Origin of the sequence: Photobacterium aquimaris (genome assembly GCF_002954455.1) — a bacterium.
GTDB lineage: Bacteria > Pseudomonadota > Gammaproteobacteria > Enterobacterales > Vibrionaceae > Photobacterium > Photobacterium aquimaris.
Genome location: NZ_MSCC01000003.1, coordinates 1 through 25576, shown reverse-complemented (window position 1 = coordinate 25576; position 25576 = coordinate 1). Strand labels below are relative to the sequence as shown.

Below are 25576 nucleotides of genomic sequence, written 5' to 3'. Positions count from 1 at the left end.
ATTATCCTTCTAACTTGGATTTATCACGTACAGCACCTTTATCGGCACTGGTCGCAAGTAGTGCATAGGCTTTAAGTGCTAATGATACCTGGCGTTCGCGATCGACAGGTTTCCAGCCGCGTAATTCGGCTTCTGCACGGCGAGTGGCGAGCGTGGCATCATCAACCAGTAAGTTGATACTGCGATTAGGAATATCAATTGCGATCATATCGCCACTATTAATTAAACCAATAGTACCGCCACTAGCAGCCTCGGGTGAAACATGGCCAATCGATAATCCTGAGGTGCCGCCTGAGAATCGACCATCAGTGATCAGGGCGCACTCTTTACCCAGTCCCATCGATTTCAAATAGGTGGTTGGATAGAGCATTTCTTGCATACCCGGCCCGCCTTTTGGTCCTTCATAACGAATAACGACCACATCACCGGCTTTGACTTTTCCACCAAGAATACCTTCGACAGCAGTATCTTGGCTTTCAAATACTACCGCTGGACCGGTAAAGGTTAAGCAGCTTTCATCAACCCCTGCGGTTTTAACAATACAGCCATCAAGCGCCATGTTGCCTGATAGAACAGCTAATCCGCCTTCATCACTAAACGCAAATTCTCGACTACGAATACAGCCATGTTGGCGATCATCATCAAGGGTGTCCCAACGGCAATGTTGTGAAAAAGCTTTAGTAGTGCGAATACCTGCAGGGCCTGCACGGAAGAAATCTTTTACAGCTTGAGATTGGGTTTGCATAATGTCGTAATGGCGCAGGCTTTCGGCAAAGGTTTCCCCCAAGATATTATGGCATTGGTTGTGGAATAAACCGGCGCGATCAAGTTCACCTAAAATAGCGTAAACGCCACCTGCGCGGTGAACATCTTCCATATGGTATTTAGGCGTGGAAGGAGCGACTTTACATAACTGTGGTACGCGACGTGACATTTGATCAATGTCAGCCATGGTGAAATCAATCCCACCTTCTTGTGCTGCTGCTAATAAGTGTAAAACGGTATTGCTTGAACCGCCCATTGCAATATCCAGTGCCATTGCATTTTCAAACGCGAGTTTATTGGCAATATTACGCGGTAATGCGGTGTCATCGTCTTGTTCATAGTAGCGTTTAGTTAAAGCAACGATACGTTTACCTGCATTAATAAATAGCTGCTCACGATCGGCATGTGTTGCCAGCATTGAACCGTTACCCGGCTGGCTTAACCCTAGCGCTTCGGTTAAACAATTCATTGAGTTAGCAGTAAACATGCCTGAGCAGGATCCGCAAGTTGGACATGCTGAACGTTCGATCTGCTCACTTTGCTCATCAGAAACTGTTGGATCCGCACCTTGGATCATCGCATCTACTAAATCAAGTTTGATCACTTGCTCTGACAGTTTCGTTTTGCCAGCTTCCATTGGACCACCAGAAACAAAAATTACTGGAATGTTTAATCGCAATGACGCCATTAACATTCCTGGAGTGATTTTGTCACAGTTGGAAATACACACCATCGCATCGGCACAATGGGCATTGACCATGTATTCAACGGAATCAGCAATTAATTCGCGTGATGGCAATGAATACAGCATTCCGCCGTGGCCCATGGCAATGCCATCATCAACCGCAATAGTATTAAATTCTTTGGCGATACCGCCTGCTTGTTCGATTTGTTCGGCAACTAATTGCCCCAGATCTTTTAGGTGGACATGACCGGGAACAAATTGAGTAAATGAATTTACAACGGCGATAATGGGCTTACCGAAATCTTGATCTTTAACTCCAGTCGCGCGCCATAGAGCACGTGCGCCTGCCATATTTCGGCCATGGGTGGTGGTTGCTGAGCGATACTTAGGCATAACAATAAAATCCTTTTTGGTTCAGCCATCATGGTGATGGCTGAAGCTATTCATTAAGTTGATTTACAGCCGCTTATTTGGCTGGGTATACGTAGTCCAACCAACCCCATTTGTCGTCGGTTTCGCCGTTAAATAGCCCAAAGTAATCACTTTGTAATTGTTGAGTAATCGGCCCGCGTTTACCGCAACCTACAGTAATTTGATCCACGCTACGTACTGGAACAATTTCAGCCGCAGTGCCGGTCATGAAGATTTCATCGGCAAGGTATAGCGCTTCACGGGCAATATTTTCTTCGCGAACTTCATAGCCGCGCTCTTTGGCTAGAGTCATTATGGTGTCACGCGTGATGCCTGGCAAAATAGCACTGGTTGTTGGTGGCGTTGACAGGATACCGTTACGAACGATAAAAATATTTTCACCAGCCCCTTCTGAAAGGTAACCATCAACACTTAACGCAATCCCTTCAGCGTAACCATGGCGACGAGCTTCGCTACCAACCAGTAGTGATGATAAGTAGTTACCTCCCGCTTTAGCTGCGGTTGGAATGGTGTTGGGTGCAGCACGGTTCCAGCTTGAAATCATCGCATCGACCCCATTCTCTAACGCTTCTTCACCAAGGTATGAGCCCCATGGGAATGCAGCAACAATCAGATCCATGATGGTATTAACTGGAGGACAAACACCTAAACCAACGTTACCCACATAACCTAATGGTCGAATATAGGCTGAATCAAGTTTGTTGACGCGAATGGTTTCACGGCATATTTCCATTAGCTCATCGCAGCTATAAGGAATGGGAAAGCGATAAATTTTGGCTGAATTAAGTAATCGTTGCATATGTTCTGGGTGGCGAAAAACGGCCGGTCCCTTAGGGGTGTTGTAACAACGAATACCTTCAAAAACAGAGGTGCCGTAGTGCATTGCATGGGTAAGAACGTGAACATTGGCTTGTGCCCAAGGTACGATACTACCGTTAAACCAAATATAATCAGCTGTGTTTGCCATGATGAGTTCCCTTCTTAAATTGTATCCAAATTGTCGATTTGTGAGGTGGTAACCGTGGTTACATCCCAGAGTTTTTCTATTTGATTGATCAGAATGCTAATCGGACGATCACTATCAACAATGATAGCGATAGTGGCGATATTGCTATGGTGATTTTGAGTTGCATCCACTTTCTTGATCACAAATCCACGGTGGCGAATAACCCGCAAAATACGCTCAAGTAACACCGGTTTGTCGTTAGCTTTTATGTCGAGTAAATATCTTTCCATGATCAGGTGTTCTCCAACATATCTTGATTAGCGGCACCCGGTGGCACTAATGGCCATACGTTTTGTTCTTCATCTATTACAACATGTAATAAATAAGCACTTTTACTGGCAAGCATTTCAGCCAATGCCGGTGCGACTTCTTCTTTGCGAGTGATGGTTTTGCCGGGAATATCAAACGCCCGTGCCAGCATTACAAAATCTGGATTATCATCCAAAATGGTCTCGCTATGGCGGCCATCAAAAAACAGTGATTGCCATTGACGTACCATGCCTAAACGTTGGTTATTAATCAGGACCATTTTGACTGGAATTTGGCGGCGTTTAAGGGTGCCTAGTTCTTGAACATTCATCATAAATGAGCCATCACCAGAGATCAGAATTGATTGATCTTGTGGGCGTGCAACACTCGCTCCCATGGCGGCAGGTAAACCAAAACCCATGGTGCCAAGTCCGGCAGAAGTAATGTAGTTCTGTGGTTCACGTGGTTGAATATGCTGCGCTGCCCACATTTGGTGTTGGCCTACATCGGTTGATACCATACTGCTATCAGGCATCATGTCAGACAGTTGTTTTAGCAGTAATGGTGCATAAATTAACTCACCAGGATGGTCGTAGCGCCATTTACCAATTTTGCGTAAATGCTCACTGTGGGTTAACCAGCGGCTAATATCCTGACCTAATTCGAGTTGGGGCAAAATGGCATTAATGTCCCCCCGTAAAGGTGCGTTCGCATGGCGGAGTTTATTGAATTCTGCGGCATCGATATCAATGTGGATCACTTTGGCATGGGGAGCAAAAGTATCAAGTTTGCCTGTAACGCGATCATCAAAACGAGCCCCAACCACAATCAATAAATCGGCTTCTTGAACAATAAGGTTTGCAGCTTTGGTGCCATGCATTCCCAACATTCCTAGGTAATGTGGGTCATGGCGAGCAACAGAGCCTAAGCCTTTAAGGGTACTGACTGATGGCATTGGGTTATTGAGCAGAAATTGGCGCAATGTTGCGGTTGCCTGCGCAATTTGCACGCCACCACCGGCGTATAATACTGGTCGCTGACATTGGCGCAATAGTTGTTGCGCGGTTGTTATCGCGGCAGTGTCAGCAATCGGTAGTGCTGGTGGTGTAATTGGTGCTAATAAGGCTGTTGGCGCTGTTGCAAGTTGAACATCTTTGGCGATATCAACGATGACCGGCCCAGGACGGCCTGTCTGAGCAACCATAAACGCTTCGGCTAATGTTGGTGCAAGTTCATTAATATCAGTGACTAAATAACTGTGTTTGGTACATGATAATGACATTCCAATCACATCCATTTCTTGAAAGGCGTCGGTACCTATATGTGAGCTAGCCACTTGGCCTGTAATCGCGACTAATGGTACTGAATCCATAAATGCATCGGCTAAGCCTGTGACTAGGTTGGTAGCACCTGGGCCTGATGTTGCCATACATACAGCAACCTTTTGAGTGGCACGAGCCATACCAATGGCTGCCATTGCTGCTCCTTGCTCGTGGCGACATAAAATATGCTCAACGTTACCATCATAAAGCGCATCGTAGATGGGCATGATTGCGCCACCTGGATAGCCAAAAATAGTTTTAATACCCTGCTGTTGCAGCGCTTGTACGACTAACTCTGCCCCTGTCATCGCTGCTCCTTGCGTATGTGGTTGACATAAAATTCAAATAAAAACCAATCCTGATCTTGTGCTTAAATTTGTTGATTTAAAAAAGCCCCCGAACTTCTCAGTGCGGGGGCTTTGCTGTGTCTTGGTAGCGTTAACTTTCGCCTGCAAATCCCCTGCGCGGTGAGATAATCACCACGATGACGTTAATAATGAGTATTGGGGATGTTGCAGTTATGCGCATAATTGTCCGATTTTTATTGTTTAGTTGTTGCTATACATAAGTGGTAACACAGATCTGTGTCACATGACAAGAAAAAAATTTGGTTTTATAGACAGACTCGCTGCATTAATGGGGCTTTGATGTAACACCTTAGATAAATTTCATTAACCCGCTGGTATGTATTGCCAGTCAATGGGGAGTCACCAATGACACTTGCGATTGTTCATAGTCGAGCCTGTGTGGGCGTTGAGGTTCATTTAAGTAATGGGATGCCAAGTCGGTTTACCAGAGACCACCGTCAAAGAGGCTAAAGATCGAGTGCGGAGTGCAATTATTAATGCTCAATTTGAATTTCCATCGCGCCGAATTACAGTTAATTTAGCCCCAGCAGATTTACCCAAAGAAGGTGGGCGGTTTGATTTACCGATTGCATTAGGAATTTTAGCGGCATCAGGGCAAATTTCGTCGCAGAGGTTAGCACAACATGAGTTTATTGGTGAACTGGCGCTATCGGGTGATTTACGGCCAGTAAAAGGTGCATTACCAGCAGCATTAGCAGCTTTGAAAGCCAAACGCTGTTTAATTGTGCCCGATCACAACGGTGATCAAGTGGCGTTGGTGGCGCAAAATAAACACAAATCAGCACCAACATTATTGGATGTTTGCGGGTTTTTATGTAGTCAACAACAGCTGCAATTACACCAGCAGCCACGCTCAACAGTAACGACAGAGGCAGTAAATGAACAGCGTGATATGCAAGATATTATTGGGCAGCAACAAGGTAAGCGAGCATTAGAAATTGCGGCTGCAGGAAGTCATAATTTATTATTGTTGGGGCCTCCGGGAACAGGTAAAACTATGTTGGCATCGCGATTACGGGATCTATTGCCATCAATGACCCACCAAGAAGCGATTGAGACCGCCGCGGTAGCGTCATTAACCCAACAATCTTTACATCAAGGTAACTGGCTGAATCGTCCCTTTCGTACTCCCCATCATTCCAGTTCAATGGCGGCCTTAGTTGGTGGTGGATCGGTGCCTAAACCTGGAGAAATTTCATTGGCTCATAATGGGTTATTATTTTTAGATGAATGCCGGAATTTGAACGCAAAGTGTTAGATTCATTGCGAGAGCCACTAGAGTCAGGGCAAATCGTCATATCGCGTGCAACAGCTAAAACCACCTTTCCTGCTCGGTTTCAATTAATTGGAGCCTTAAATCCAAGTCCAACGGGTTATTATGAAGGCAATCAATCACGAACCAATCCGCAAGCTATTTTGCGCTATTTAAGCCGTTTATCTGGGCCGCTATTAGATCGATTTGATATGTCGTTAGAAATTCCCGCATTACCTCGCGGCACACTCACTACTCGCGAACTAGATCAATATTGTGGCTTATCATTGCAAGATGCTGAGTTTTTAGAAAATGCCTTGCATCAATTGGGGCTGTCTATTCGCGCCTATCATCGCATTATTAAAGTGGCACGGACAATTGCAGACTTAGCGGAGCAAGAACATATTCAACGATCTCATTTAGCCGAGGCACTTGGCTATCGAGCCATGGATAGGCTGTTAAAGCAACTCAGTAGTCAGGTGGTATAGAGCGAAAAAAAGAGGCTGATTAGAGCCTCTTTTTTATGGTCATAGGTTGTTAATCTGTGATGTTATTTTTTAAGTAAAAAGTTAACTAATTCAAAATATTCATCAGCAGATTTAATTTTACCTGTTTTAACGAGGTATTTATTATTCACCACTACTGCAGGTACACCTGTTAAGCCCGCATCTTCAAAGGCTTTATCATAACGGCTGACCATTGAGTTAACCGCGAAGCTATTGAAAGCACCATCAAACTCTGCTGCTGGTACGCCTTCATCAATGAAGATTTGGCGAACTTCTGCTTCATTACGAGGCGGTTGATTGAGGGTTTGAATACGGTTAAATAGTACCGGTAACATTTTGTCATTGACGTTTAAAATAACGGCAGTAGCAAATGCTTTACTCATTACTTTACCCATTGGACCACCCATAAATGACACGTGCATTTTTTGAAATTTCACATTGTCAGGTAGTTTGGTTTTCAACTGTCGAATCATCGGTTCAAATTGAAAACAGTGCGGGCAATAAAGTGAAAAGAACTCAGTCACAACCGGTGTGGTTGATTGGGGCTGATCTAATACCTTATAGTAGTCGCCTTCCGTAAATTTGGCAGCGTGAACAGAAAAAGACAATAAAGCAGCACTGACGAGTGCAAGTAAATTCTTCATCATTTTGAGGTTCCTGATTATCCATGTCGTAGCTAGATATTAGCTGAGTATAGTCATTAATTGTTGTTATTTTATATTACCTTACCATTGTGGCATTAGCTGCAATGGTTGTTCATTTAGGCTAAAAATTTGTTCTTTAAATGCTAAAACCTGGCCTTCCCAATATTTTGCATCGCCAAACCATGGAAATGCGCGTGGAAATGCTGGATCTTGCCAGCGCTTAGCCAGCCATGCCATATAGTGGACCATTCTAAGTGCACGTAATGGTTCAATTAATTTAAGTTGGCGCGGATCAAAGTCAGCAAATTCATTATAAGCTTCAAGTAGTGTATCTAGTTGTGCCAGTTGATCATGGCGCTCACCATTAAGCATCATCCATAAATCTTGCACAGCAGGGCCATTGCGAGCGTCATCTAAATCAACAAACATTGGTCCATCACGCCATAAAATATTACCAGGGTGACAATCGCCATGTAGGCGTAAAGCGGGCCAGTCGGTTGACCAATGGCTTTCAATTTCTGTAATTAAGCGATCAAGATCAGCAAAAAAACTGTGTTTTAGGTAATCAGGAATAAAGTCGCTATTGGCAAGTATTTGTCGAGGCTGATAAACGTATTCTTCTAATCCTAATGTTGGACGATGAATAAAGGGTTGGCGTTGACCTACTTGATGAATGCGGCCTAAAAAGCGTCCGACCCATTCTAATTGGTCAAAATTATCGACTTCAAATTGACGCCCACCGACACTTGGAAATAGTGCAAATCGATAACCGTTATAATGGTGTAAGGTACTGCCATTGATGGCGATGGGAGCAGCAACAGGAATATCGTGTTGTTCAAGCTCAAGGGTAAATTGATGCTCTTCATCAATTTGTTGATCACTCCAACGTGCTGGACGATAAAATTTGGTCACATATCGTTGGCCATCTTCAGCTTTAAATTGATAAACGCGGTTCTCATAACTATTGAGTGCCAGTAAACCTGACTCGGCATGAACCTCAATACTATCTAACGCATCAAGCAGTACATCGGGGCTGAGATCTGCAAAACTAAAACTTTGTTTTTCCATGACGGAATCCTGAATCTGGCTTGGAATAGTTGTTTAGCTTAACCGTGAATGGGATTAAAACAACTGAAACATTGGTAGCGACAATGATGGCGCGGGATTATTTTTACAAAAAAAGCCAGTTAGTGATAACTGGCTTAAGAAATAAAATAAAACCACTAGTTAGTGATTATTTGATGATACCGCGAGCGCGCAAGATAGCTGTTTTAAAGTCATTTTCACAATCTTTTGCAAGGCCAGGAATCATGGCATCTTTGTCGCTATTACGCATTTTTAAATGGTAAATAAGAACATCATCAGTTAATGCTTCTAGTGGACCTTGGTATTTAGCTTCAGCTGCTAATTTAAGTAGAAATTCAACCAAATTAAGATCGGGATCTTTTTTCCACTCAGGGTGCAGTAACTCAATCAGTTCATTAACGCGATGGGTTTTCATTATTAACTCCGTAGCTTGGGCTGAGCCAATCGTTAGACGATTGTATTATCATTATTTTAGTACCCGTAAATTATAACAAAGCCCGTTGGGATACAATCAATGCCTATGCCAAAATTAGGTTAATAAAAAAGCAGCCAAGGCTGCTTAATATAACAATTAGCGTTGTTGCTGTTGATTGCTATTCAACTCAGACACTATTTGTTGTGGCGTTATTAACTGTGCATCAGCAGTCGTTAAGTGAACGTCAGTTGTCGCTGCTTTTTTAGGATTAACTTTATATTGTGGTGCGTGGGCAGTGGCACGTAAACGCGATGGACTGCGGGGGGTACTTGCATACCTGACTGTGGATGCTGGACGCATAATTCACCTATTGTCAGGCTCATCCATGGCCAAAAATTCAAATATCTTTCTGAAGGGAAAATTCCCTACTGGGTAGAACCCATCCATCAGAACATTGGTTGGTTGTTAACCAAATCGCGCGCAGGATAACAATCTGGTAATTAAAAGTCGAGCATAAAATAAGCAACAAAATGCTAATATTTAATTATTACATTGTTTCGATACTAACTATTGCAATAATTACCCCCTTGATGCACCGTGTCGCTCAGCCTTATATAAGGCAGTATATTGATATTAGCGTTCGTTTAGTTGTACAACAAAGGCCTTGGGAGAGGATCTATGGATCAGGAGCAGCAACGTATTGTTGCTAATCGTAATTTATCTTATCGATTAGCAGAGGCTATTGGTCGCCGTATTTTAATCGGTGATCCTGCCCCTGGCGAAATTTTACCAGGCGAAGTTGAGTTAGGTGAAATGTATGGCGTTAGTCGTACTGCTGTCCGTGAAGCAATAAAAATGCTCGCGGCAAAAGGCATGGTATTACCGCGTCCACGCATTGGTACTCGTGTAATGCCAAAGAAAAACTGGAATTATCTTGATCAAGATTTGCTCGCTTGGTTAGATTTTGATGCTGATTCAGAGTTGATCGTTGAGTATCAAAAAGTGCGCTTGACCTTAGAGCCTGAAGCGGCAGCATTAGCAGCGGTTCATGCGACAGCTGAAGATCGACTTGAATTTGAGCATTTGATGCAGCAAATGTATCAGATGAAAGATAATTTTGATCAAGAACGTTGGATTGAAATTGATACTCGCTTTCATCAGTTAGTGTATTTTTCTTCTGGTAACCATTTTATTAGTCCGTTTGGTAATTTATTCAAAGCGGTATTTGAAAATTACTTTCGTGTTGTCACTCGTGAAGAAGTAATGCAGCTTGATGTTCATCAGCGGATTGTCGACGGTATTTTAAACCACGATCCAGATACAGCACGGCAAGCAACCTTAGAGTTGCTACAGTAGTCCGTTAATTATGGAGCCCAGTGGCTCCTTTTTTTATAAAAAATACTGCCACTAAAGTGATTAACAAAAGGTTGCTTAATTTAGGCTTACAAGTGTAAGCTGAAATGATGATAGTGATTGAATGAAACGTCCTTTGAGGTATATAAATCATGAATAATGTAATCAAAACTGAGTTAGGTTATTCAACGGCAGAAGAAGTTGCCAACAGTGTTAGCCACGGCCTTGGGTTGGTGTTTTCAGTGTTTGGACTATATTTATTGTTAGATAAAGCTTTTGCTTTACAGGCAGATACGTTAAGTATTGTCAGTTATATTGTTTATGGTATGAGTATGATTTTATTGTACCTTGCCTCAACGTTATATCATGCGATCCCGACCCAAAACGCGAAAAAGCCATTAAAGATTTTTGATCATTGCGCTATCTATTTATTGATTGCTGGTACCTATACTCCGTTTTTATTGATTGCTTTGCGTACCCCTTTAGCATGGGGATTAATGGCTGTACTGTGGGGGTTAGCCTTGATCGGTATTGTCGCTAAAATTGTTTTTATTCATCGTTTCAAAAAATTATCATTATTCACCTACCTTGCGATGGGTTGGTCATCAGTGATTGTGATCTACCAATTAGCGATGTCTTTAGCGCCCGGAGGATTAGTATTATTGGCTCTTGGTGGTGTGATCTACTCTTTAGGGGTGGTGTTTTATGTCAATAAGCGTATTCCTTACAACCATGCGATTTGGCATTTGTTTGTTTTAGGCGGTTCTATTTGCCATTTTTGTGCGATTTATTTTTATATTAAACCGCTATAAATCACGAAAAATTCAAATAAAAAAAGAGAGTGCGATGCGCTCTCTTGTTGTTTTTTGGGGACGGTATTTATTAATCTCGCCAAAAAGCGGGAGCAAAAACCACTAACACGGTTAATATTTCTAAACGTCCCATTAGCATGCCTAAGCTTAAAGTCCATTTCGATAAATCAGGTAAACTAGCAAAGTTACCTGTTGGGCCAATGATGGTTCCCATACCTGGACCGACGTTAGCTACCGCAGTAACCGCACCGGTAATACTGGTGATTGGATCTAAACCTTGCAATGCTAACACTGAAGCAATCACGATAATGGTCATGATAAAAGTAAACACCAGTGCCACTACTGAACGTACGATATCATCTGTTACCGGTCGGCCGTTATAGCGCTGAATGAACAATGCTGATGGGTGAATAGATTGCATAATATGTTTGCGTAATAGCGCAAAAGCGATTTGGAAACGGAAGATTTTAATCCCGCCACTGGTTGATCCAGAACAAGCACCAACCAGTAATGTGAATGCAAAAATAATCGTTGGTAAGGGACCCCAAGCGGTAAAATCACCAAGGCCAAAGCCGGTTGTAGTTACCACTGAGATGATATTAAAAAACGACAATCGCATTGCATCAACGACTGAATAACCTTTATTAAAGATCAGACAGGCCGCAACAATTAAACTCGCTACCACTACAAATAAGGTGTAACCCTTCACTTGCGCATCACCAAATAACGTCCGTGGATGACGTTTTTTTAGTGCTTGCACAAACAATAGGAATGGTAATCCACCAGCAAACATAAAGAAGGTTGCAACCCATTGTGCACTGTGTGAAAAGTGATTCATTGAGCCGTCAGAGGTAGAATACCCGCCGGTTGAAAGGGTAGTAAAAGCATGGTTGATCGCATCAAAAGTATTCATGCCAGCACACATAAACGCAATGATACACAGCACGGTGAGAATCAAATACACGTTAATGATATTTTTGGCGACACTTTTGGTGCGAGGCGAGCTTTTATCTGACCAATCGGACGATTCTGTTTGGAATAACCGCATGCCGCCGACATTGAGCATCGGCAAAATAGCGACCCCCATAACAATAAAGCCGACCCCACCCAACCATTGTAAGGTTGAGCGCCACAGTAAAATACTTGGTGCCATTTGATCAAGGCCACTTAATACTGTTGAGCCAGTAGTGGTGATGCCTGACATGGTTTCAAAATACGCATCAGTAAAGCTGATGTGATTAATAAATACAAATGGCAGCGCAGCAAAGGCACTGGCAACGGTCCATACCAGCGTGGTGATCAGGAACATATCCCGTACGCTGAGCTTAAACTCGTCAGTTTTACCGTAAGAAAGTAATAAGAAAGCCACAGAGTGGGTGATAACCACTGCTGCAGCAAAATCCATAAAACCTTCAGTGCCGGTAAAAAAGGCCACTAAGGTAGGTACATACATAAACAGGGCTATCTTAGATAGCACCAGTCCGAGTACAAATAATATTGGACGTAAATTAACCATAAGCAGTTACAAAAAGAAGGGGCTCGGTTGGAAAAGACGTTCAACGTCAGGGATATATTTCTTATCAACTAAGAACATAACTACGTGGTCATTTTGCTCAATCATGGTGCGATCGTGGGCGATTAGCACTTCTTCGCCACGCACAACGGCACCAATAGTGGTACCTGGTGGCAGTTTAATTTCACTAATGGCACGACCAACTACTTTTGAGGTGCTGGCATCACCATGGGCAATGGCTTCAATCGCCTCGGCTGCACCACGACGTAATGATGATACGTTCACAATATCCGCTTTACGAACATGGGTAAGTAGCGCTGAAATGGTTGCTTGTTGAGGTGAAATCGCAATATCGATGGTGCCACCTTGGACTAAATCAACATAAGCACCACGCTGAATCAGTACCATGACTTTTTTTGCACCTAGGCGCTTAGCCAGCATTGCCGACATGATATTGGCTTCATCGTCATTAGTAACAGCAATAAAGACATCAATTTGTTCGATGTGCTCTTCGCTGAGTAATTCTTGATCCGAAGCATCGCCACAAAAGACTATCGTATCTTGCAGCATTTCGGATAAGTTTTCAGCCCGCTGTTGATTGTGTTCGATCAGTTTGACACTGTAGTTTTGCTCTAGACGGCGGGCTAAACCTGCACCGACATTACCACCACCGACAATCATTAAGCGTTTATACGGTTTTTCTAGGCGTTGCAATTCGCTCATTACCGAACGGATATGATTACTAGCAGCGACAAAAAATACTTCATCATCAGCTTCAATAATCGTCGTGCCTTGAGGACGAATAGGTTGACCCTGACGGAAGATTGCTGCAACACGAGTATCAATATGTGGCATGTGTTCGCGCAGGGCTGATAAGGCATTACCTACCAATGGACCGCCGTAGTAGGCTTTTACCGCCACTAAACCGACTTTTTCTTCAGCAAAGCTCACCACTTGTAATGCGCCTGGGTATTCGATTAAGCGTTCAATGTAATCGGTAACCAATTCTTCTGGTGCAATAAGGTGATCGACAGGAACAGCATCGGATTGGAATAATTGCTCTTTTTCACGCAAATATTCAGGAGAACGGATGCGAGCCACGCGGTTAGGGGTGTTAAATAATGAGAACGCGATTTGGCAGGCAATCATGTTAGTTTCGTCAGAGTTAGTGACGGCAACCAACATATCTGCATCTTGAGCCCCAGCATCACGTAATGTTTGTGGGTGGCTTGCAAAACCCTGTACAACCCGTAGGTCATATTTATCTTGCAGTTCACGAAGACGATCTGGGTTTTTATCAACGATGGTTATATCGTTATTCTCGCCAACAAGGTTTTCAGCAAGCGTGCCGCCAACTTGTCCAGCACCGAGAATGATAATTTTCATAGCCTATGCCTGATGAGTAATGCCAACCAACAGTCATTGTCGATTAAAATCGACAATAGGTGGCGTATAAAAGAGACTAAAAAGCGGAACATTGAAGTCAAGTTCCGCTATTGTTAGTGATTTATCTTAGTTTGCTTTAGTTAATACTGCGTAGTAAAAACCATCCATTGCTTCTTCACCAGGAAGGATCTGACGCCCAGGAGAAGCGGGATCGCTATCGACTAAGATTGCGTCAGCTGTACGGGTTAAGAAAGCTTTTACTTGATCACAGTTTTCTTGTGGTGTGATAGAGCATGTCGCATAAACTAAGGTACCCCCTGGTTTTAATTGCAGCCAAATCGCATCAAAAATCTCTGCTTGTAGTAATGCTAATGCGGCAATATCTTCGCCACGACGGAGCCACTTAATATCAGGGTGACGACGAATAACGCCTGTTGCTGAACATGGTGCATCAAGCAAGATACGATCAAATTTTTCGCCATGCCACCATTGCTCAGGGTAACGCGCATCAGCGCATAAAACTTGTGCGGTGAGGTTTAAACGGGTGAGGTTTTCATAAACGCGTTTAAGGCGATTTTCATCACAATCAATCGCCACCACTTGTGCAGAAGGTACTCGCTCCATGATATGAACCGTTTTACCACCAGGGGCGGCACAACAATCGAGAATTAATTCACCCGCTTGTGGTGTTAGGTAATCCACTGCTAGTTGTGCTGCTGCATCTTGAACAGATACCCAACCATCACTAAAGCCTGGTAGTTTGGTTACATCACACGGTGAAATTAAGCGTAATGCGTCTGCCGCTTGCGGATGTAATTCGGTTGCAATACCTTCAGCGTCTAATAAAGTACGGTAGGTATCACGATCATGATGGTGACTATTTACGCGTAACCACATTGGCGCTTTAGTGTTATTAGCTTCACAAATAGCCGCATATTGATCTGGGTAACTGGTTTTAAGTAATTTTAATAACCAACTTGGGTGGCCGTATTTACCCGCATCGTGACTGATTGCTTTCTCATCAAGGGCTTCTTTTTGACGCTGGTAACTACGCAAAATGGCATTAATTAAGCCGCGTAATTGGGGTTTTTTAAGAGTCTTGGTGGCATCAACTGTTTCAGCAACCGCAGCGTGAGCAGGAATGCGCATATAACCAAGTTGATATAAGCCAACTAAAATCAGGTGATGAAAAACCCGTTGTTTACCGGTTAATGGTTTTTCCATTAATGCCTGAGTGATTGACTCTAATCGAGGTAGCCAGCGTAATACGCCGTAGCAGATTTCCTGCAATAAAGCGTGATCACGTTCTCTGATATCCTGCTGCGCTAGCGGTAGCGCGGCAGATAATGACTGCCCTTGATCGACGACCTGATAAATTACTTTGGCCGCTGCGGCTCTTACATTCATAGCTGTTTCCTGAGCGCTGTTGGTGCTGGCGCTACGTGGTTAATCTGAAAAAGAAAAGCCAGTGACTTAACCCTGGCCTTGGTATTTAAAGTTGGTTGCCAACTTGGAACCATTCTCGACGCGAATTTAATAAATCCGCCGCTGACATGGCTTTTTTGCCCGGTGGTTGTAGAGATAATAGACGTAAAGCGCCATTAGCTGTAGCGACCACAATACCGTGTTTATCGGCAGTTAGAATCGTACCCGGTAATTGGCCTTGGTTATCACTCTCAACACTGGCTTGCCATACTTTGATCGTTTGTTCTGCGACAGTGAAGTGGCTCATTGGCCATGGATTAAACGCACGTACGCAACGTTCAATGGCTGTTGCATCCATAGTCCAATCAATTTGGGCTTCTTCTTTGCTTAATTTCTTAGCGTAGTTTGCTTGAGTATCATCTTGCTTGGTCGCGACTGCGGTGCCATTTGCAATTGTTGTTAAACACTCAATTAATGCACTTGGACCAAGATCCGCTAATTTTTCATACATAGTAGCGCTGGTATCGGTCGCCGTGATCGGTAACGTTGCCACTTGCAGCATGTCGCCAGTATCAAGGCCGATATCCATTTGCATGATGGTGACGCCAGTTTCTTTATCGCCCGCCCAAATTGAACGTTGAATCGGTGCCGCACCGCGCCAGCGTGGCAAAATTGAACCATGAACATTAATACAACCAAGTGGCGGTGTATTAAGTACTTCTTGGGGTAATAATAAACCGTAAGCCACAACAACCATAATATCGGCTTCAATCGCAGCGAGTTGTTGTTGAGCTTCAAGATTACGCAGTGAGGCTGGTTGGAACACCGGAATATCGTGTTCTACGGCGATATTCTTAACTGGGCTCGCTGTGAGTTTTTTACCACGACCGGCAGGGCGGTCTGGTTGAGTATAAACCGCCACAACTTGATGCTGTGAAGACAATAACGCCGCCAAATGACGGGCGGCGAAGTCAGGCGTACCTGCAAAAATAATGCGTAATGGTTTGCTCAAGATAACCTCGAATGGTGGGTGTTGTTAGTGAGAACGTTTTAATTTTTCTAATTTGCTTTTAATACGTTGGCGCTTAAGTGGCGACAAGTAATCAACAAATAGTTTGCCAGCAAGGTGATCCAATTCATGTTGAATACAAATTGCCAGAAGGTCATTGGCCTCAAAAGTAATGTTATTGCCGTCACGATCTAATGCTGAAACAGTGATCGTTGCTGCACGTGGAACAAAACCGCGCGCTGTTGGCACTGAAAGACAACCTTCTTCAATACCATCATCACCATGGGCGGCAGTAATTTGAGGGTTAATCAATACCATTGGCTGATCACGTTGTTCAGAAACATCAATAACCACAATCTGTTGATGAATATCGACTTGGGTTGCAGCAAGACCAATACCTTCTTCGTCATACATGGTTTCAAGCATGTCATCGATGATCTGTTGAGTTTGTGGCGTAATCGCCTCTACGGGTTTGGCAACAGTACGTAGGCGGTCATCTGGAAAGATTAAAACTGACAATAGCGACATAAGGGCTCGAATTCGTTAACGGTTACTAGAAAAATATAGCGTTGTTGGTCTAATTCTAGTCATTTTAGCACCCAAATAACAGTACCTAATACGTGCAGGCGTCGTTAACCGTTGTTGGTAGCGTCAATATAGATACCACTTAAGTTGAAATAATTTATGTTAGCTCTTAGCAAAGTTAAAGCATTCTCGATGTAACAGTGATTAATAAACCGTGATATAAGCCGAAAAGCCTTGGGCAGTGGTTGTTAAACGGTCGACATATCAAAGAGCTAATGCCAACCTTTGTCAATTATGAGTGATTGTTTAAATATCGCTAGGTCGCAACTTGTGCAATCGAAGGAACTGATCATATGAGGCAATGGGTTATTATTGTTAGTTTTATTCTTTTTATGCCGTCGTTGGTTGCAGCTCCTCAACCACAGTTAAAAACTACCCATCCTGAAATATATGTGGTTAAAAAAGGCGATACCTTATGGGATATTTCAGCTGTATTTTTAAATAACCCGTGGTCGTGGCCTCAGCTATGGCAAAAAAACAGTTATATTAAAAATCCCCATTTAATTTATCCAGGTGATCGCTTACACCTTATTTGGGTTAATGGTAAACCGCAATTAAGCCTGAAAAAACACCTTAAATTATCCCCTCAAGTGCGAGTTGTGCGCCAGCCGATCACTTCGTTACCAGGATATTTAATGGTGGCATATGTGGCACAAGATAAGTTGATCAGTGCAGAGGCGTTAACGACTCAACCACAGATCCTTGGCACCAGTGAAGAGCGTGGTTATCTTTCTATTGGTGATGTGTTGTGGGCTGATCAGTCATTAGTGCCGACCAGCCAATGGCGAGTGTACCGTTTAGAGCAAGACTTTGTTCGAACTGATGAGCAACAGCAGACGGAGATTACGGCAAAGATCTCAACCCTTAAAGAAATTGCTGATGTAACGGTGATAACCAGTGATGGCGTTACCAGTCAATTACAGGTTGATCGTTTTCAGCAAGAAATTATTCCCAATGATATTTTATTGCCATTATTAGGCACTGATATTCAGCATGACTTATCGTTTTCACCAATGACACCGCCAGTATCATTATCTGCGACAGTGTTGGGTCAAATCAGTGGTTATAGTTATATTTCTAATTACGATGTGATTGTGCTTGATCGCGGTCATCTCGATGGCATGGTTGCTGGGCAAGTATTTGAGTTGTTTAAACCCGGTGCGCAGGTACAAGGTAAAAAAGGTCAATATCATTATCAAACCAGCACTTTATTAACCGATAGTACTCAATTAGGCACTGTCGCTGTGGCTCAAGCGATGGTATTACGTCCTTATGAATATTTTAGTTTAGCGGTGGTACTAAATAACCAGCAACCGTTTAAACCTGGTGTAGTTGCTCAGGCGCCACGCTCATAATCGTGATGACTGACACTGAACTTATTGCATGGTTACAACTGGCGGCTGTTCCTTCATTGGGGGGCAGCCGTATTCAGCGCGTGCTGGCCGATACGAGTCCATCGCAATTAGTGGCAATGACAGCAGAACAATTGCAGCAATATGGGTTAACAGCCAAACAAATACAGGCTTTGTTGCATCCTAATCAACAGCGCTTAGAGCACGCATTGCAATGGCAGCAAGCACCACAACAGCATATTTTAACTCTCGCTTCAGCGCATTATCCTCATCTATTAAAGCAGATTTCGTCACCGCCACCGATATTGTTTATTCGTGGAGATGTGGCCGCGTTAGCCGCCCCCCAAATAGCAGTCATTGGTAGTCGTTCGGCATCCATTGATGGTCGCGAATCAGCGTTCCATTTTGCAAAAGCGTTAGCCGCTAATAATTATGTGGTCACTAGTGGGTTAGCATTAGGGATTGATGGTCAGGCACATCAAGGGGCATTGCAAGCCGGTGGATTAACCATTGCGGTATTAGGCTCAGGGCTTGATCAAATTTATCCTGCTCGACATCGTACATTGGCGGCCAGCATTGTTGAACAAGGTGCATTAGTGTCAGAGTTTTGGCCACAACAACAGCCGTGTCCGCAAAACTTTCCGCGTCGAAATCGTATTATAAGTGGTTTATCGACCGGAGTATTAGTGATTGAGGCGGCGCAAAAAAGTGGCTCATTAATTACTGCTCGTTATGCGTTGGAGCAAGGGCGAGAAGTTTTTGCACTACCTGGTTCGATTCATAATCCCGCCAGTCGAGGTTGTAATGCGCTGATTAAATCAGGTGCTAAACTGGTAGAAAGTCCAGCTGATATTTATGAAGAGGTAGGAAGCCTAACAGAATGTGCAATAAACAATCAAATAGGCGTGCCTTTAGCAACGAAGCAAAATGAAGAATTGCCATTTCCTGCACTGTTGGCTAACGTAGGCACCGAAGCAACACCCGTAGATGTCGTTGCTGAACGCTGTAAACAACCCATCCACCAAATTTTACCGCAATTATTAGAATTAGAGCTGTCTGGTTGGGTGACTGCAGTGCCCGGTGGTTATATCAGAACGAGGAGGGGCTAGTTATGATGGATATTCTTATGTATCTATTTGAAACCTATATTCAAAGCGAAGCCGAGTTATTAGTCGATCAAGACGAACTCTCAGAGGAGCTTCTGCGTGCAGGTTTTCATCAGGATGATATTTACAAGTCCTTAGAGTGGCTTGAAAAACTGGCTGCTTTACAAGAAACAGAAAACACACCATATGTTAACCATAGTGCGATAACGTCAATGCGCATCTATACCGACAAAGAAATGTTACGTATGGATACTGCATGTCGAGGTTTTCTGCTTTATCTTGAGCAAATCGATGTTCTTAATACTGATACGCGAGAAATGGTGATTGATCGAGTGATGGAACTCGATACTCAAGAATTTATACTAGATGATCTAAAGTGGATTATTCTGATGGTGTTGTTTAACGCTCCCGGTAATGAAGCGGCTTATGATCAGGTCGAAGAATTATTATATGGCGCAGAAGATGGAGGTCTACATTAATAATGACCACCGACAATGAGCCCTTATTTGCAGCCCATGAGCACGCTTTACAGCATCAATCATGTCCACAGTGCAACGCTGATTTGGTGATGCGTTTTGGTAAGCATGGCCCTTTTTTGGGGTGTGAACATTATCCTAAGTGTGACTATATTCAGCCCCTTAAACAAAATGATGGCCATATAGTTAAACAGCTCGATATGCCATGTCCTGAATGTGCTCAGCCATTGGTTTTACGCCAAGGTCGCTATGGAATGTTTATTGGTTGTTCAGCATACCCTGAATGTCATTACCTTGCATCGCCAGAAAAAAAACCTCAGCAAACTGATATTAATTGCCCTGAATGTCATCAGGGGCATTTAGTTGAGCGCAAATCACGCTATGGCAAACTGTTTTATGCGTGTGATAAATACCCGCAATGCCGTTTTGCCGTTAATAATAAACCCGTGATTGGTACATGCCAGCAGTGTGGATTTGGCTTGTTGTTAGAAAAGAGATTAGTCAGTGGTATCAAATTGCAGTGCGCTGATCGAAAATGCAATGCTTATCAAGGTGTTGAAAAATAAGTTAATTAATGATGAAAACTAAAAGCCTGCATAATAGTGCAGGCTTTTTTTATCGGCTATTTAGTGTGGTAGTGCAGGAAAATACTGTGGCGGTAATATTTGCCCTAATAACATTAACTGATATTGTAATTGTTCTGGGGTTGCCGCACAGACATTAATATGTCCCATTTTACGACCGTCACGTTTTTCTTTGCCATACCAATGTATATGACAATTTTCTAAGGCTAATACCGCTTCGGGAACGCTATCTTGGCCAAGAATATTGATCATTGCACTTGGACGAATAAGATCGGTGCCGCCTAATGGTAAATTGCACACTGCTCGAAGATGGTTCTCAAATTGGCATGTCTCTGCGCCTTGTTGGGTCCAATGACCTGAATTGTGGACGCGAGGAGCGATTTCATTAACCAGTAATTGGCCATTAACCTCAAAAAATTCCAACGCCAGCACACCAATATAATTTAATTGTTTCGCAACCGCCGTGAACATCTGCTGAGCTTGCTGTTGCAGGGTGTTATCACCAACAATGGCAGTTGATAAGCTAAGTACGCCATCTGTGTGAACATTTTCACTGAGGGTATAAGTTTTAATATCCCCCTTAGCATTACGCGCTCCAATTAAAGATACTTCACGATCAAAACCAATAAATTTTTCTGCCACAATTGCTTGGTTAGCACTTGCCGCAATACATTGCGCCATTTCATTCCATACTGATTCAATTTGATCGTGAGTTTTTAAGCGCCATTGACCTTTACCGTCATAACCGCCTAAGGCACTTTTTAATACTAGCGGTAATCCAATTGCAGTAATTGCAGCGTCTAAATCTGCACGACTATTAATAATATGGTATGGCGCATTAGCAACTTGAGCGTTATTTAATAAGTTTTTTTCAATGCGGCGATCGCCACCGGCCTTGATAGCATCAGGGTGAGGCTTAAATTTACCACTGGCTGCGCAGAGGCTTAAAATAGCATCAGGAATATGTTCAAATTCAGCGGTGATAACATCGGCTGCGGCAATGGCTTCAATCAATGATAATGATTGGCACTGTTGAGTTAGAGGGTGTACCACATTAGTGGTCGTTACATCGTAGGCGATAACATTAATATTCAGTGGTGCGCCGGCGAGTGCCATCATTCGTGCAAGTTGGCCAGCACCAAGTACCAGTACCTGATTCATTATGCATCCTCAGCCGGATTAGGGTTATCGAGTACAGTATCAGTTTGTTGCTGGCGGAAAGCTTCAACAGCCGCTAAAACCTCTGGGTTGTGAGTTGCAATGATTTGAGCTGCTAATAAACCGGCATTGGCAGCACCAGCTTCCCCAATAGCGAGGGTACCAACGGCAATTCCTTTTGGCATTTGCACAATTGATAATAGTGAGTCCATGCCTTTTAAAGCGCGAGATTGCACCGGTACACCTAGCACCGGCAAACTGGTAAACGCAGCGGTCATGCCTGGTAAATGTGCAGCACCGCCAGCACCAGCAATAATGACGCTAATACCGCGATTGCGGGCTGTTTCAGCATACTCTGCTAATAGATGAGGAGTACGGTGAGCTGAAACCACTTTAGTTTCATAGGCAACGTTAAAGCGCTCGAGCATTTCTGCGGCATGTTGCATGGTTGGCCAATCAGATTTTGATCCCATGATAATTCCAACTTTCATTCCGATCTCCTATAGGTAATGAATGACTAAAGTGTTATTTGTGCCATTATACGGTGATTTACCCCAAAGGAAAACGTTTGCGTAGGTAAAGTTACGCTATGATTAACCTTAAATGGTGTTGTTAAGCATGTGTCGGTATGATGATTATCTAACTAAAAAATAAAATATCAGCTGAATAAAGAGCAGAGGAATTTGTGGCAAATATTACCCAAGTAGTAACAGCACTAAAGCAAGGTCAAGTGATTGGATATCCAACCGAAGCGGTATTTGGTGTTGGCTGTGATCCTGATAATCAACAGGCCGTGAATAAATTATTAGCCTTAAAACAGCGCCCAATAGAAAAAGGCTTAATTTTAATTGCAGCTGACTATGAGCAGTTATTGCCTTATATAGATGATAGTCAATTAACACCGCAGCAAAAACAAACGGTATTGGCATCATGGCCGGGGCCTGTCACTTGGGTAATGCCAACCAAAGCCAATGTCCCTGCTTTTTTAACGGGCCAATTTTCTACTATTGCTGTTCGTGTTACTGCACACCCGTTAGTTCAACAACTCTGTCGTGAATTTGGTAAGCCAATAACCTCAACCAGCGCTAATTTAACCGGACTTGAGCCAGGGCGTACCGTGGCTGATGTTGAGCTGCAACTTGGAGATAAACTTGCAGCGATACTTGATGGTGAAACCGAAGGTCGTACTAATCCTTCTGAAATTCGAGATGCCCAAACGGGTAATATTTTCCGTCAGGGGTAATTAATGACTGATTGTGAGCAAATAGAGCTTAATAAGCACGCAGTAAAAACGTTTTTACTTCAACTTCAAGACACCATCTGCCACGCATTGGTACAACAAGATGGCAGCGCGGTATTTGAACAAGATCAATGGCAGCGTGAGCAAGGTGGCGGTGGTCGTAGTCGAGTATTGCGTAATGGCACGGTGTTTGAGCAAGCAGGGGTAAATTTCTCCCATGTCTATGGCGATGAGATGCCAGCATCCGCGACAGCACATCGTCCAGAATTAGCAGGTCGTCGTTTTGAAGCGATGGGCGTGTCATTGGTTATTCACCCTCGCAACCCTTATGTGCCAACCTCTCATGCCAATGTTCGCTTCTTCATCGCAGAAAAAGACGGTGAAGCTCCGGTTTGGTGGTTTGGTGGTGGTTTTGATCTTACCCCTTTCTATCCTTTCGAAGAAGATTGCCAACACTGGCATGATACAGCTAAACAGTTGTGTGCGCCGTTTGGTGATGATGTTTATCAACAGCATAAAGCATGGTGTGATAAATACTTCTTCTTACCGCACCGTAATGAAACCCGCGGTGTGGGTGGTTTATTCTTTGATGATCTCAATCAATGGGGATTTGATAAGAGCTTTGCTTATACTCAAGCGGTCGGTAATGGTTTTGTTGATGCTTATATACCGATAGTGGCTCAGCGACATCAATTACTTTATGGTGAACGCGAACGTGAATTTCAGCTTTATCGTCGTGGACGTTATGTGGAATTTAATTTGGTTTATGATCGTGGCACCTTATTTGGTCTACAAAGCGGCGGAAGAACAGAATCTATTTTAATGTCGATGCCACCATTAGCGCGTTGGGAGTATTGCTATGAACCAGAACCTAATTCAGCAGAAGCGCGGTTGTATCAGGATTATTTAAAGCCGCGAGAGTGGTAATTAATTATTGAGCTCAGATCTCGAAGTGATAGAGTCTATTAATATAAAGGGAGAATTCGTATATGGATAAGTACGTCGTATTTGGTAACCCGGTCGGGCAAAGTAAATCTCCGTTCATTCATACCTTGTTTGCCCGTCAAACGAGCCAGCAGATGACGTATATCAGTCAACTGGTAGCGCTTGATGGTTTTGTACAAGCGGCAGATGCATTTTTTCAGGGTGGTGGTAAAGGTTGTAACATCACGGTACCATTTAAAGAGCAAGCTTATCAATATGCGACCATGCTGACTGAGCGTGCTCGTTTGGCTGGTGCGGTAAATACACTTAAAAAATTGGATGATGGTGTCGTGTTAGGTGATAACACCGATGGTGAAGGGCTGGTACAAGATCTCATCACTCAGCATGTTGAGCTAAAAGATCAACGCATCTTATTATTAGGCGCAGGTGGTGCTGCTCGTGGTGTGATCTTGCCATTATTAGCACAACAACCTCAACAATTGGTTATTGCAAATCGTACTGTAAGCAAAGCACAACAATTGGCAGAGTTGTTTGCTGCTTTCGGTAATGTTGTTGCACTAGAGCAAGCTCAACTTGAGAGTCAAACTTTTGATGTGATCATCAATTCAACTTCCGCCAGTTTATCGGGGGATGTGCCAGCGATATCACCAACGGTGGTTGGTACGAATACTACATGCTATGACATGGTTTATGGTTCAACGATCACCTCTTTTAATCGTTGGGCAAAAGAGCATGGCGCAATTAAAACGTTAGATGGATTAGGGATGCTCGTTGGACAAGCAGCGGAAAGCTTTGTGCTATGGCGCGGCCTTCGTCCAGGAGCTAAACAAGTACAACACGAGTTGCGCCGAACTTTACAAGAGTAAAAGTAATGAACCAAGATATTTTATTTTCAGATATCCAATCATGGGATGCCGTTCGACAAGCTGTTAACTTCCCTGCCCAGCAAGGCGGTGCACTGATTATCTGTTGGGTTACCTTAGACTGGTTACAACAGCATAGTGGGAAAAGTCTATCAACGTCAGATGAGATAATTGCGACTTTCATTGAATATCGATTTGATATTGAAGATATTGCTGAAGCGATGATTGATAATGAAGACTTTAATGATAATGGCGATATTGTTATTAGTGAATAATTTCACCATTATCAAATTTCATCATCAACTAAGGTATTGATCTTTTAAGTCGACATAATTAGTGGCTGATTGAGTTAATGACATTAACTCTTGCTCTGTTAATGGGCGAACTTGTTTAACTGGGCTTCCTATATAAAGGAAGCCAGAACAAAGTCGCTTTTTAGGTGGAACTAAGCTGCCGGCACCTATGATGATATCATGCTCAATAATAGCACCATCTAAAATAATACTTCCCATGCCTACTAATACGCGATCTTCAATTTGGCAGCCATGCAACATGGCTTTATGTCCAACCGTTACGTCATTACCTATAATAAGAGGGTAACCTTTTGGATTTGCAGTGCTGATTCGACTTACATGAAGAATCGAGCCATCTTGAATATTACTGCGTTGACCAATATCAATGTGATTAACATCCCCACGAGCAACCACTAATGGCCACAAACTACTGTTTTCACCAATAGTAACCTGACCGATAACGACCGCAGTGGTATCTATATAAGTAGTATTGGCTATTTGTGGTTGATGATTCTGGTACTGGCGAAGATAAAATGTCATAAAAATGCTTATTTAATCGAAGTTATACTTTTACCATAGCGAAAAATTCGTGTGATTAACAAGCAAAACATAATGGGTTGATCGTTATTTGGACGTTCGGGCAAATATGACGAATTTATTGCAAATTAGACCTTGCCAACGTGATCGAAGTCTCTATAATACGACCTCACTGACACGGAGCAAGCCATTGGCTGGCAACGAAATCA

Annotated in this window: 26 protein-coding genes and 2 pseudogenes; 12 read left to right on the top strand and 16 right to left on the bottom strand. The window is 43.2% G+C overall.

What is annotated here, in order from left to right:
- Window position 1 precedes the first annotated feature (1 nt).
- The 4 genes from ilvD to ilvG all read right to left on the bottom strand — a co-directional run bounded on the left by ilvD (window position 2) and on the right by ilvG (window position 4767).
- Entirely contained in the window at window positions 2-1843 is a 1842-nt protein-coding gene (ilvD, locus tag BTN98_RS16290; RefSeq protein WP_060999303.1) for a dihydroxy-acid dehydratase, read from the bottom strand.
- 73 nt (window positions 1844-1916) lie between these two features.
- Window positions 1917-2852 carry a branched-chain amino acid transaminase gene (locus BTN98_RS16285; RefSeq protein ID WP_174545297.1) on the bottom strand — a complete coding sequence of 312 codons (936 nt, stop codon included), beginning with the start codon at window positions 2850-2852 and terminating at the stop codon, window positions 1917-1919.
- A gap of 11 nt (window positions 2853-2863) precedes the next feature.
- Complete coding sequence (gene ilvM / locus BTN98_RS16280; protein WP_045029730.1) at window positions 2864-3118, bottom strand: acetolactate synthase 2 small subunit; 255 nt, start codon at window positions 3116-3118, stop codon at window positions 2864-2866.
- A 2-nt stretch (window positions 3119-3120) separates the two neighbouring features.
- Window positions 3121-4767, bottom strand: coding sequence for an acetolactate synthase 2 catalytic subunit (gene ilvG / locus BTN98_RS16275; protein WP_060999307.1), 1647 nt, complete (start codon window positions 4765-4767; stop codon window positions 3121-3123).
- Window positions 4768-5230: 463 nt separating this feature from the next.
- Between ilvG and BTN98_RS16270 the strand changes: the two are divergent.
- Window positions 5231-6261, top strand: a pseudogene (locus tag BTN98_RS16270) (YifB family Mg chelatase-like AAA ATPase); the annotation flags it as partial.
- A gap of 30 nt (window positions 6262-6291) precedes the next feature.
- A complete protein-coding gene (locus BTN98_RS20885; protein ID WP_412779392.1) occupies window positions 6292-6567 on the top strand; it encodes a magnesium chelatase subunit ChlI family protein in 276 nt (91 codons plus the stop codon).
- Window positions 6568-6629: 62 nt separating this feature from the next.
- Here BTN98_RS20885 and BTN98_RS16265 read toward each other — a convergent pair whose 3' ends face one another.
- The 4 genes from BTN98_RS16265 to BTN98_RS16250 all read right to left on the bottom strand — a co-directional run bounded on the left by BTN98_RS16265 (window position 6630) and on the right by BTN98_RS16250 (window position 9090).
- Entirely contained in the window at window positions 6630-7232 is a 603-nt protein-coding gene (locus tag BTN98_RS16265) for a thiol:disulfide interchange protein DsbA/DsbL (protein ID WP_060999309.1), read from the bottom strand.
- A 78-nt stretch (window positions 7233-7310) separates the two neighbouring features.
- Window positions 7311-8297, bottom strand: a complete 987-nt coding sequence (locus BTN98_RS16260) for a serine/threonine protein kinase (RefSeq protein ID WP_060999311.1) — start codon at window positions 8295-8297, stop codon at window positions 7311-7313.
- 166 nt (window positions 8298-8463) lie between these two features.
- Window positions 8464-8730 carry a YihD family protein gene (locus BTN98_RS16255; RefSeq protein WP_060999313.1) on the bottom strand — a complete coding sequence of 89 codons (267 nt, stop codon included), beginning with the start codon at window positions 8728-8730 and terminating at the stop codon, window positions 8464-8466.
- A gap of 156 nt (window positions 8731-8886) precedes the next feature.
- A complete protein-coding gene (locus BTN98_RS16250) occupies window positions 8887-9090 on the bottom strand; it encodes a hypothetical protein (RefSeq protein ID WP_060999315.1) in 204 nt (67 codons plus the stop codon).
- Between the two features lie 318 nt (window positions 9091-9408).
- Here BTN98_RS16250 and BTN98_RS16245 point away from each other — a divergent pair, with 318 nt between their 5' ends.
- Both BTN98_RS16245 and trhA read left to right on the top strand, forming a co-directional pair.
- Window positions 9409-10086 carry a FadR/GntR family transcriptional regulator gene (locus tag BTN98_RS16245; RefSeq protein ID WP_060999317.1) on the top strand — a complete coding sequence of 226 codons (678 nt, stop codon included), beginning with the start codon at window positions 9409-9411 and terminating at the stop codon, window positions 10084-10086.
- A 149-nt stretch (window positions 10087-10235) separates the two neighbouring features.
- Window positions 10236-10895 carry a PAQR family membrane homeostasis protein TrhA gene (trhA, locus tag BTN98_RS16240; RefSeq protein WP_060999319.1) on the top strand — a complete coding sequence of 220 codons (660 nt, stop codon included), beginning with the start codon at window positions 10236-10238 and terminating at the stop codon, window positions 10893-10895.
- Window positions 10896-10965: 70 nt separating this feature from the next.
- Here trhA and BTN98_RS16235 read toward each other — a convergent pair whose 3' ends face one another.
- The 5 genes and pseudogenes from BTN98_RS16235 to def all read right to left on the bottom strand — a co-directional run bounded on the left by BTN98_RS16235 (window position 10966) and on the right by def (window position 16756).
- Complete coding sequence (locus BTN98_RS16235) at window positions 10966-12411, bottom strand: TrkH family potassium uptake protein (protein ID WP_060999321.1); 1446 nt, start codon at window positions 12409-12411, stop codon at window positions 10966-10968.
- A gap of 6 nt (window positions 12412-12417) precedes the next feature.
- Window positions 12418-13794 carry a Trk system potassium transporter TrkA gene (gene trkA, locus BTN98_RS16230; RefSeq protein ID WP_060999322.1) on the bottom strand — a complete coding sequence of 459 codons (1377 nt, stop codon included), beginning with the start codon at window positions 13792-13794 and terminating at the stop codon, window positions 12418-12420.
- A 126-nt stretch (window positions 13795-13920) separates the two neighbouring features.
- Window positions 13921-15204, bottom strand: a pseudogene (rsmB, locus tag BTN98_RS16225) (16S rRNA (cytosine(967)-C(5))-methyltransferase RsmB); the annotation flags it as partial.
- Window positions 15205-15286: 82 nt separating this feature from the next.
- The gene (gene fmt, locus BTN98_RS16220; RefSeq protein ID WP_060999326.1) at window positions 15287-16231 is read right to left on the bottom strand and encodes a methionyl-tRNA formyltransferase; all 945 of its coding nucleotides are present in this window, start codon (window positions 16229-16231) and stop codon (window positions 15287-15289) included.
- 24 nt (window positions 16232-16255) lie between these two features.
- Window positions 16256-16756 carry a peptide deformylase gene (def, locus tag BTN98_RS16215; RefSeq protein ID WP_060999327.1) on the bottom strand — a complete coding sequence of 167 codons (501 nt, stop codon included), beginning with the start codon at window positions 16754-16756 and terminating at the stop codon, window positions 16256-16258.
- Between the two features lie 350 nt (window positions 16757-17106).
- Between def and BTN98_RS16210 the strand changes: the two genes are divergently transcribed.
- The 4 genes from BTN98_RS16210 to BTN98_RS16195 are packed head-to-tail and all read left to right on the top strand — an operon-like array spanning window position 17107 to window position 20313.
- On the top strand, window positions 17107-18168 hold the full coding sequence (locus BTN98_RS16210; RefSeq protein ID WP_060999330.1) for a LysM peptidoglycan-binding domain-containing protein: 1062 nt from the start codon (window positions 17107-17109) through the stop codon (window positions 18166-18168).
- Window positions 18169-18173: 5 nt separating this feature from the next.
- Complete coding sequence (dprA, locus tag BTN98_RS16205) at window positions 18174-19274, top strand: DNA-processing protein DprA (RefSeq protein WP_060999331.1); 1101 nt, start codon at window positions 18174-18176, stop codon at window positions 19272-19274.
- A 2-nt stretch (window positions 19275-19276) separates the two neighbouring features.
- Window positions 19277-19750, top strand: coding sequence for a DUF494 family protein (locus tag BTN98_RS16200; RefSeq protein ID WP_060999333.1), 474 nt, complete (start codon window positions 19277-19279; stop codon window positions 19748-19750).
- Window positions 19751-19752: 2 nt separating this feature from the next.
- Entirely contained in the window at window positions 19753-20313 is a 561-nt protein-coding gene (locus BTN98_RS16195; RefSeq protein WP_060999334.1) for a DNA topoisomerase family protein, read from the top strand.
- Between the two features lie 60 nt (window positions 20314-20373).
- Here the strand turns inward: BTN98_RS16195 and BTN98_RS16190 are convergent, their stop codons facing one another.
- Both BTN98_RS16190 and purE read right to left on the bottom strand, forming a co-directional pair.
- The gene (locus tag BTN98_RS16190; protein ID WP_065190124.1) at window positions 20374-21492 is read right to left on the bottom strand and encodes a 5-(carboxyamino)imidazole ribonucleotide synthase; all 1119 of its coding nucleotides are present in this window, start codon (window positions 21490-21492) and stop codon (window positions 20374-20376) included.
- Window positions 21492-21980 (bottom strand): 5-(carboxyamino)imidazole ribonucleotide mutase, encoded by a 489-nt coding sequence (gene purE / locus BTN98_RS16185; RefSeq protein WP_060999335.1) that lies wholly within the window; start codon window positions 21978-21980, stop codon window positions 21492-21494. Before purE ends, BTN98_RS16190 begins: the two co-directional genes overlap by 1 nt.
- Window positions 21981-22174: 194 nt before the next feature.
- Between purE and tsaC the strand changes: the two genes are divergently transcribed.
- The 4 genes from tsaC (at window position 22175) to BTN98_RS16165 (ending at window position 24812) form a co-directional block, all read left to right on the top strand.
- Window positions 22175-22732, top strand: coding sequence for an L-threonylcarbamoyladenylate synthase type 1 TsaC (tsaC, locus tag BTN98_RS16180; RefSeq protein WP_060999337.1), 558 nt, complete (start codon window positions 22175-22177; stop codon window positions 22730-22732).
- Window positions 22733-22735: 3 nt separating this feature from the next.
- On the top strand, window positions 22736-23656 hold the full coding sequence (gene hemF, locus BTN98_RS16175) for an oxygen-dependent coproporphyrinogen oxidase (RefSeq protein ID WP_060999338.1): 921 nt from the start codon (window positions 22736-22738) through the stop codon (window positions 23654-23656).
- 62 nt (window positions 23657-23718) lie between these two features.
- Window positions 23719-24540 carry a shikimate dehydrogenase gene (aroE, locus tag BTN98_RS16170; protein WP_060999340.1) on the top strand — a complete coding sequence of 274 codons (822 nt, stop codon included), beginning with the start codon at window positions 23719-23721 and terminating at the stop codon, window positions 24538-24540.
- Window positions 24541-24545: 5 nt separating this feature from the next.
- Window positions 24546-24812, top strand: a complete 267-nt coding sequence (locus tag BTN98_RS16165; protein ID WP_060999342.1) for a DUF1488 family protein — start codon at window positions 24546-24548, stop codon at window positions 24810-24812.
- Between the two features lie 24 nt (window positions 24813-24836).
- Here the strand turns inward: BTN98_RS16165 and BTN98_RS16160 are convergent, their stop codons facing one another.
- Window positions 24837-25370: a gamma carbonic anhydrase family protein gene (locus BTN98_RS16160; protein ID WP_060999343.1), complete on the bottom strand. Its 534-nt coding sequence runs from the start codon at window positions 25368-25370 to the stop codon at window positions 24837-24839.
- Window positions 25371-25576 lie beyond the last annotated feature (206 nt).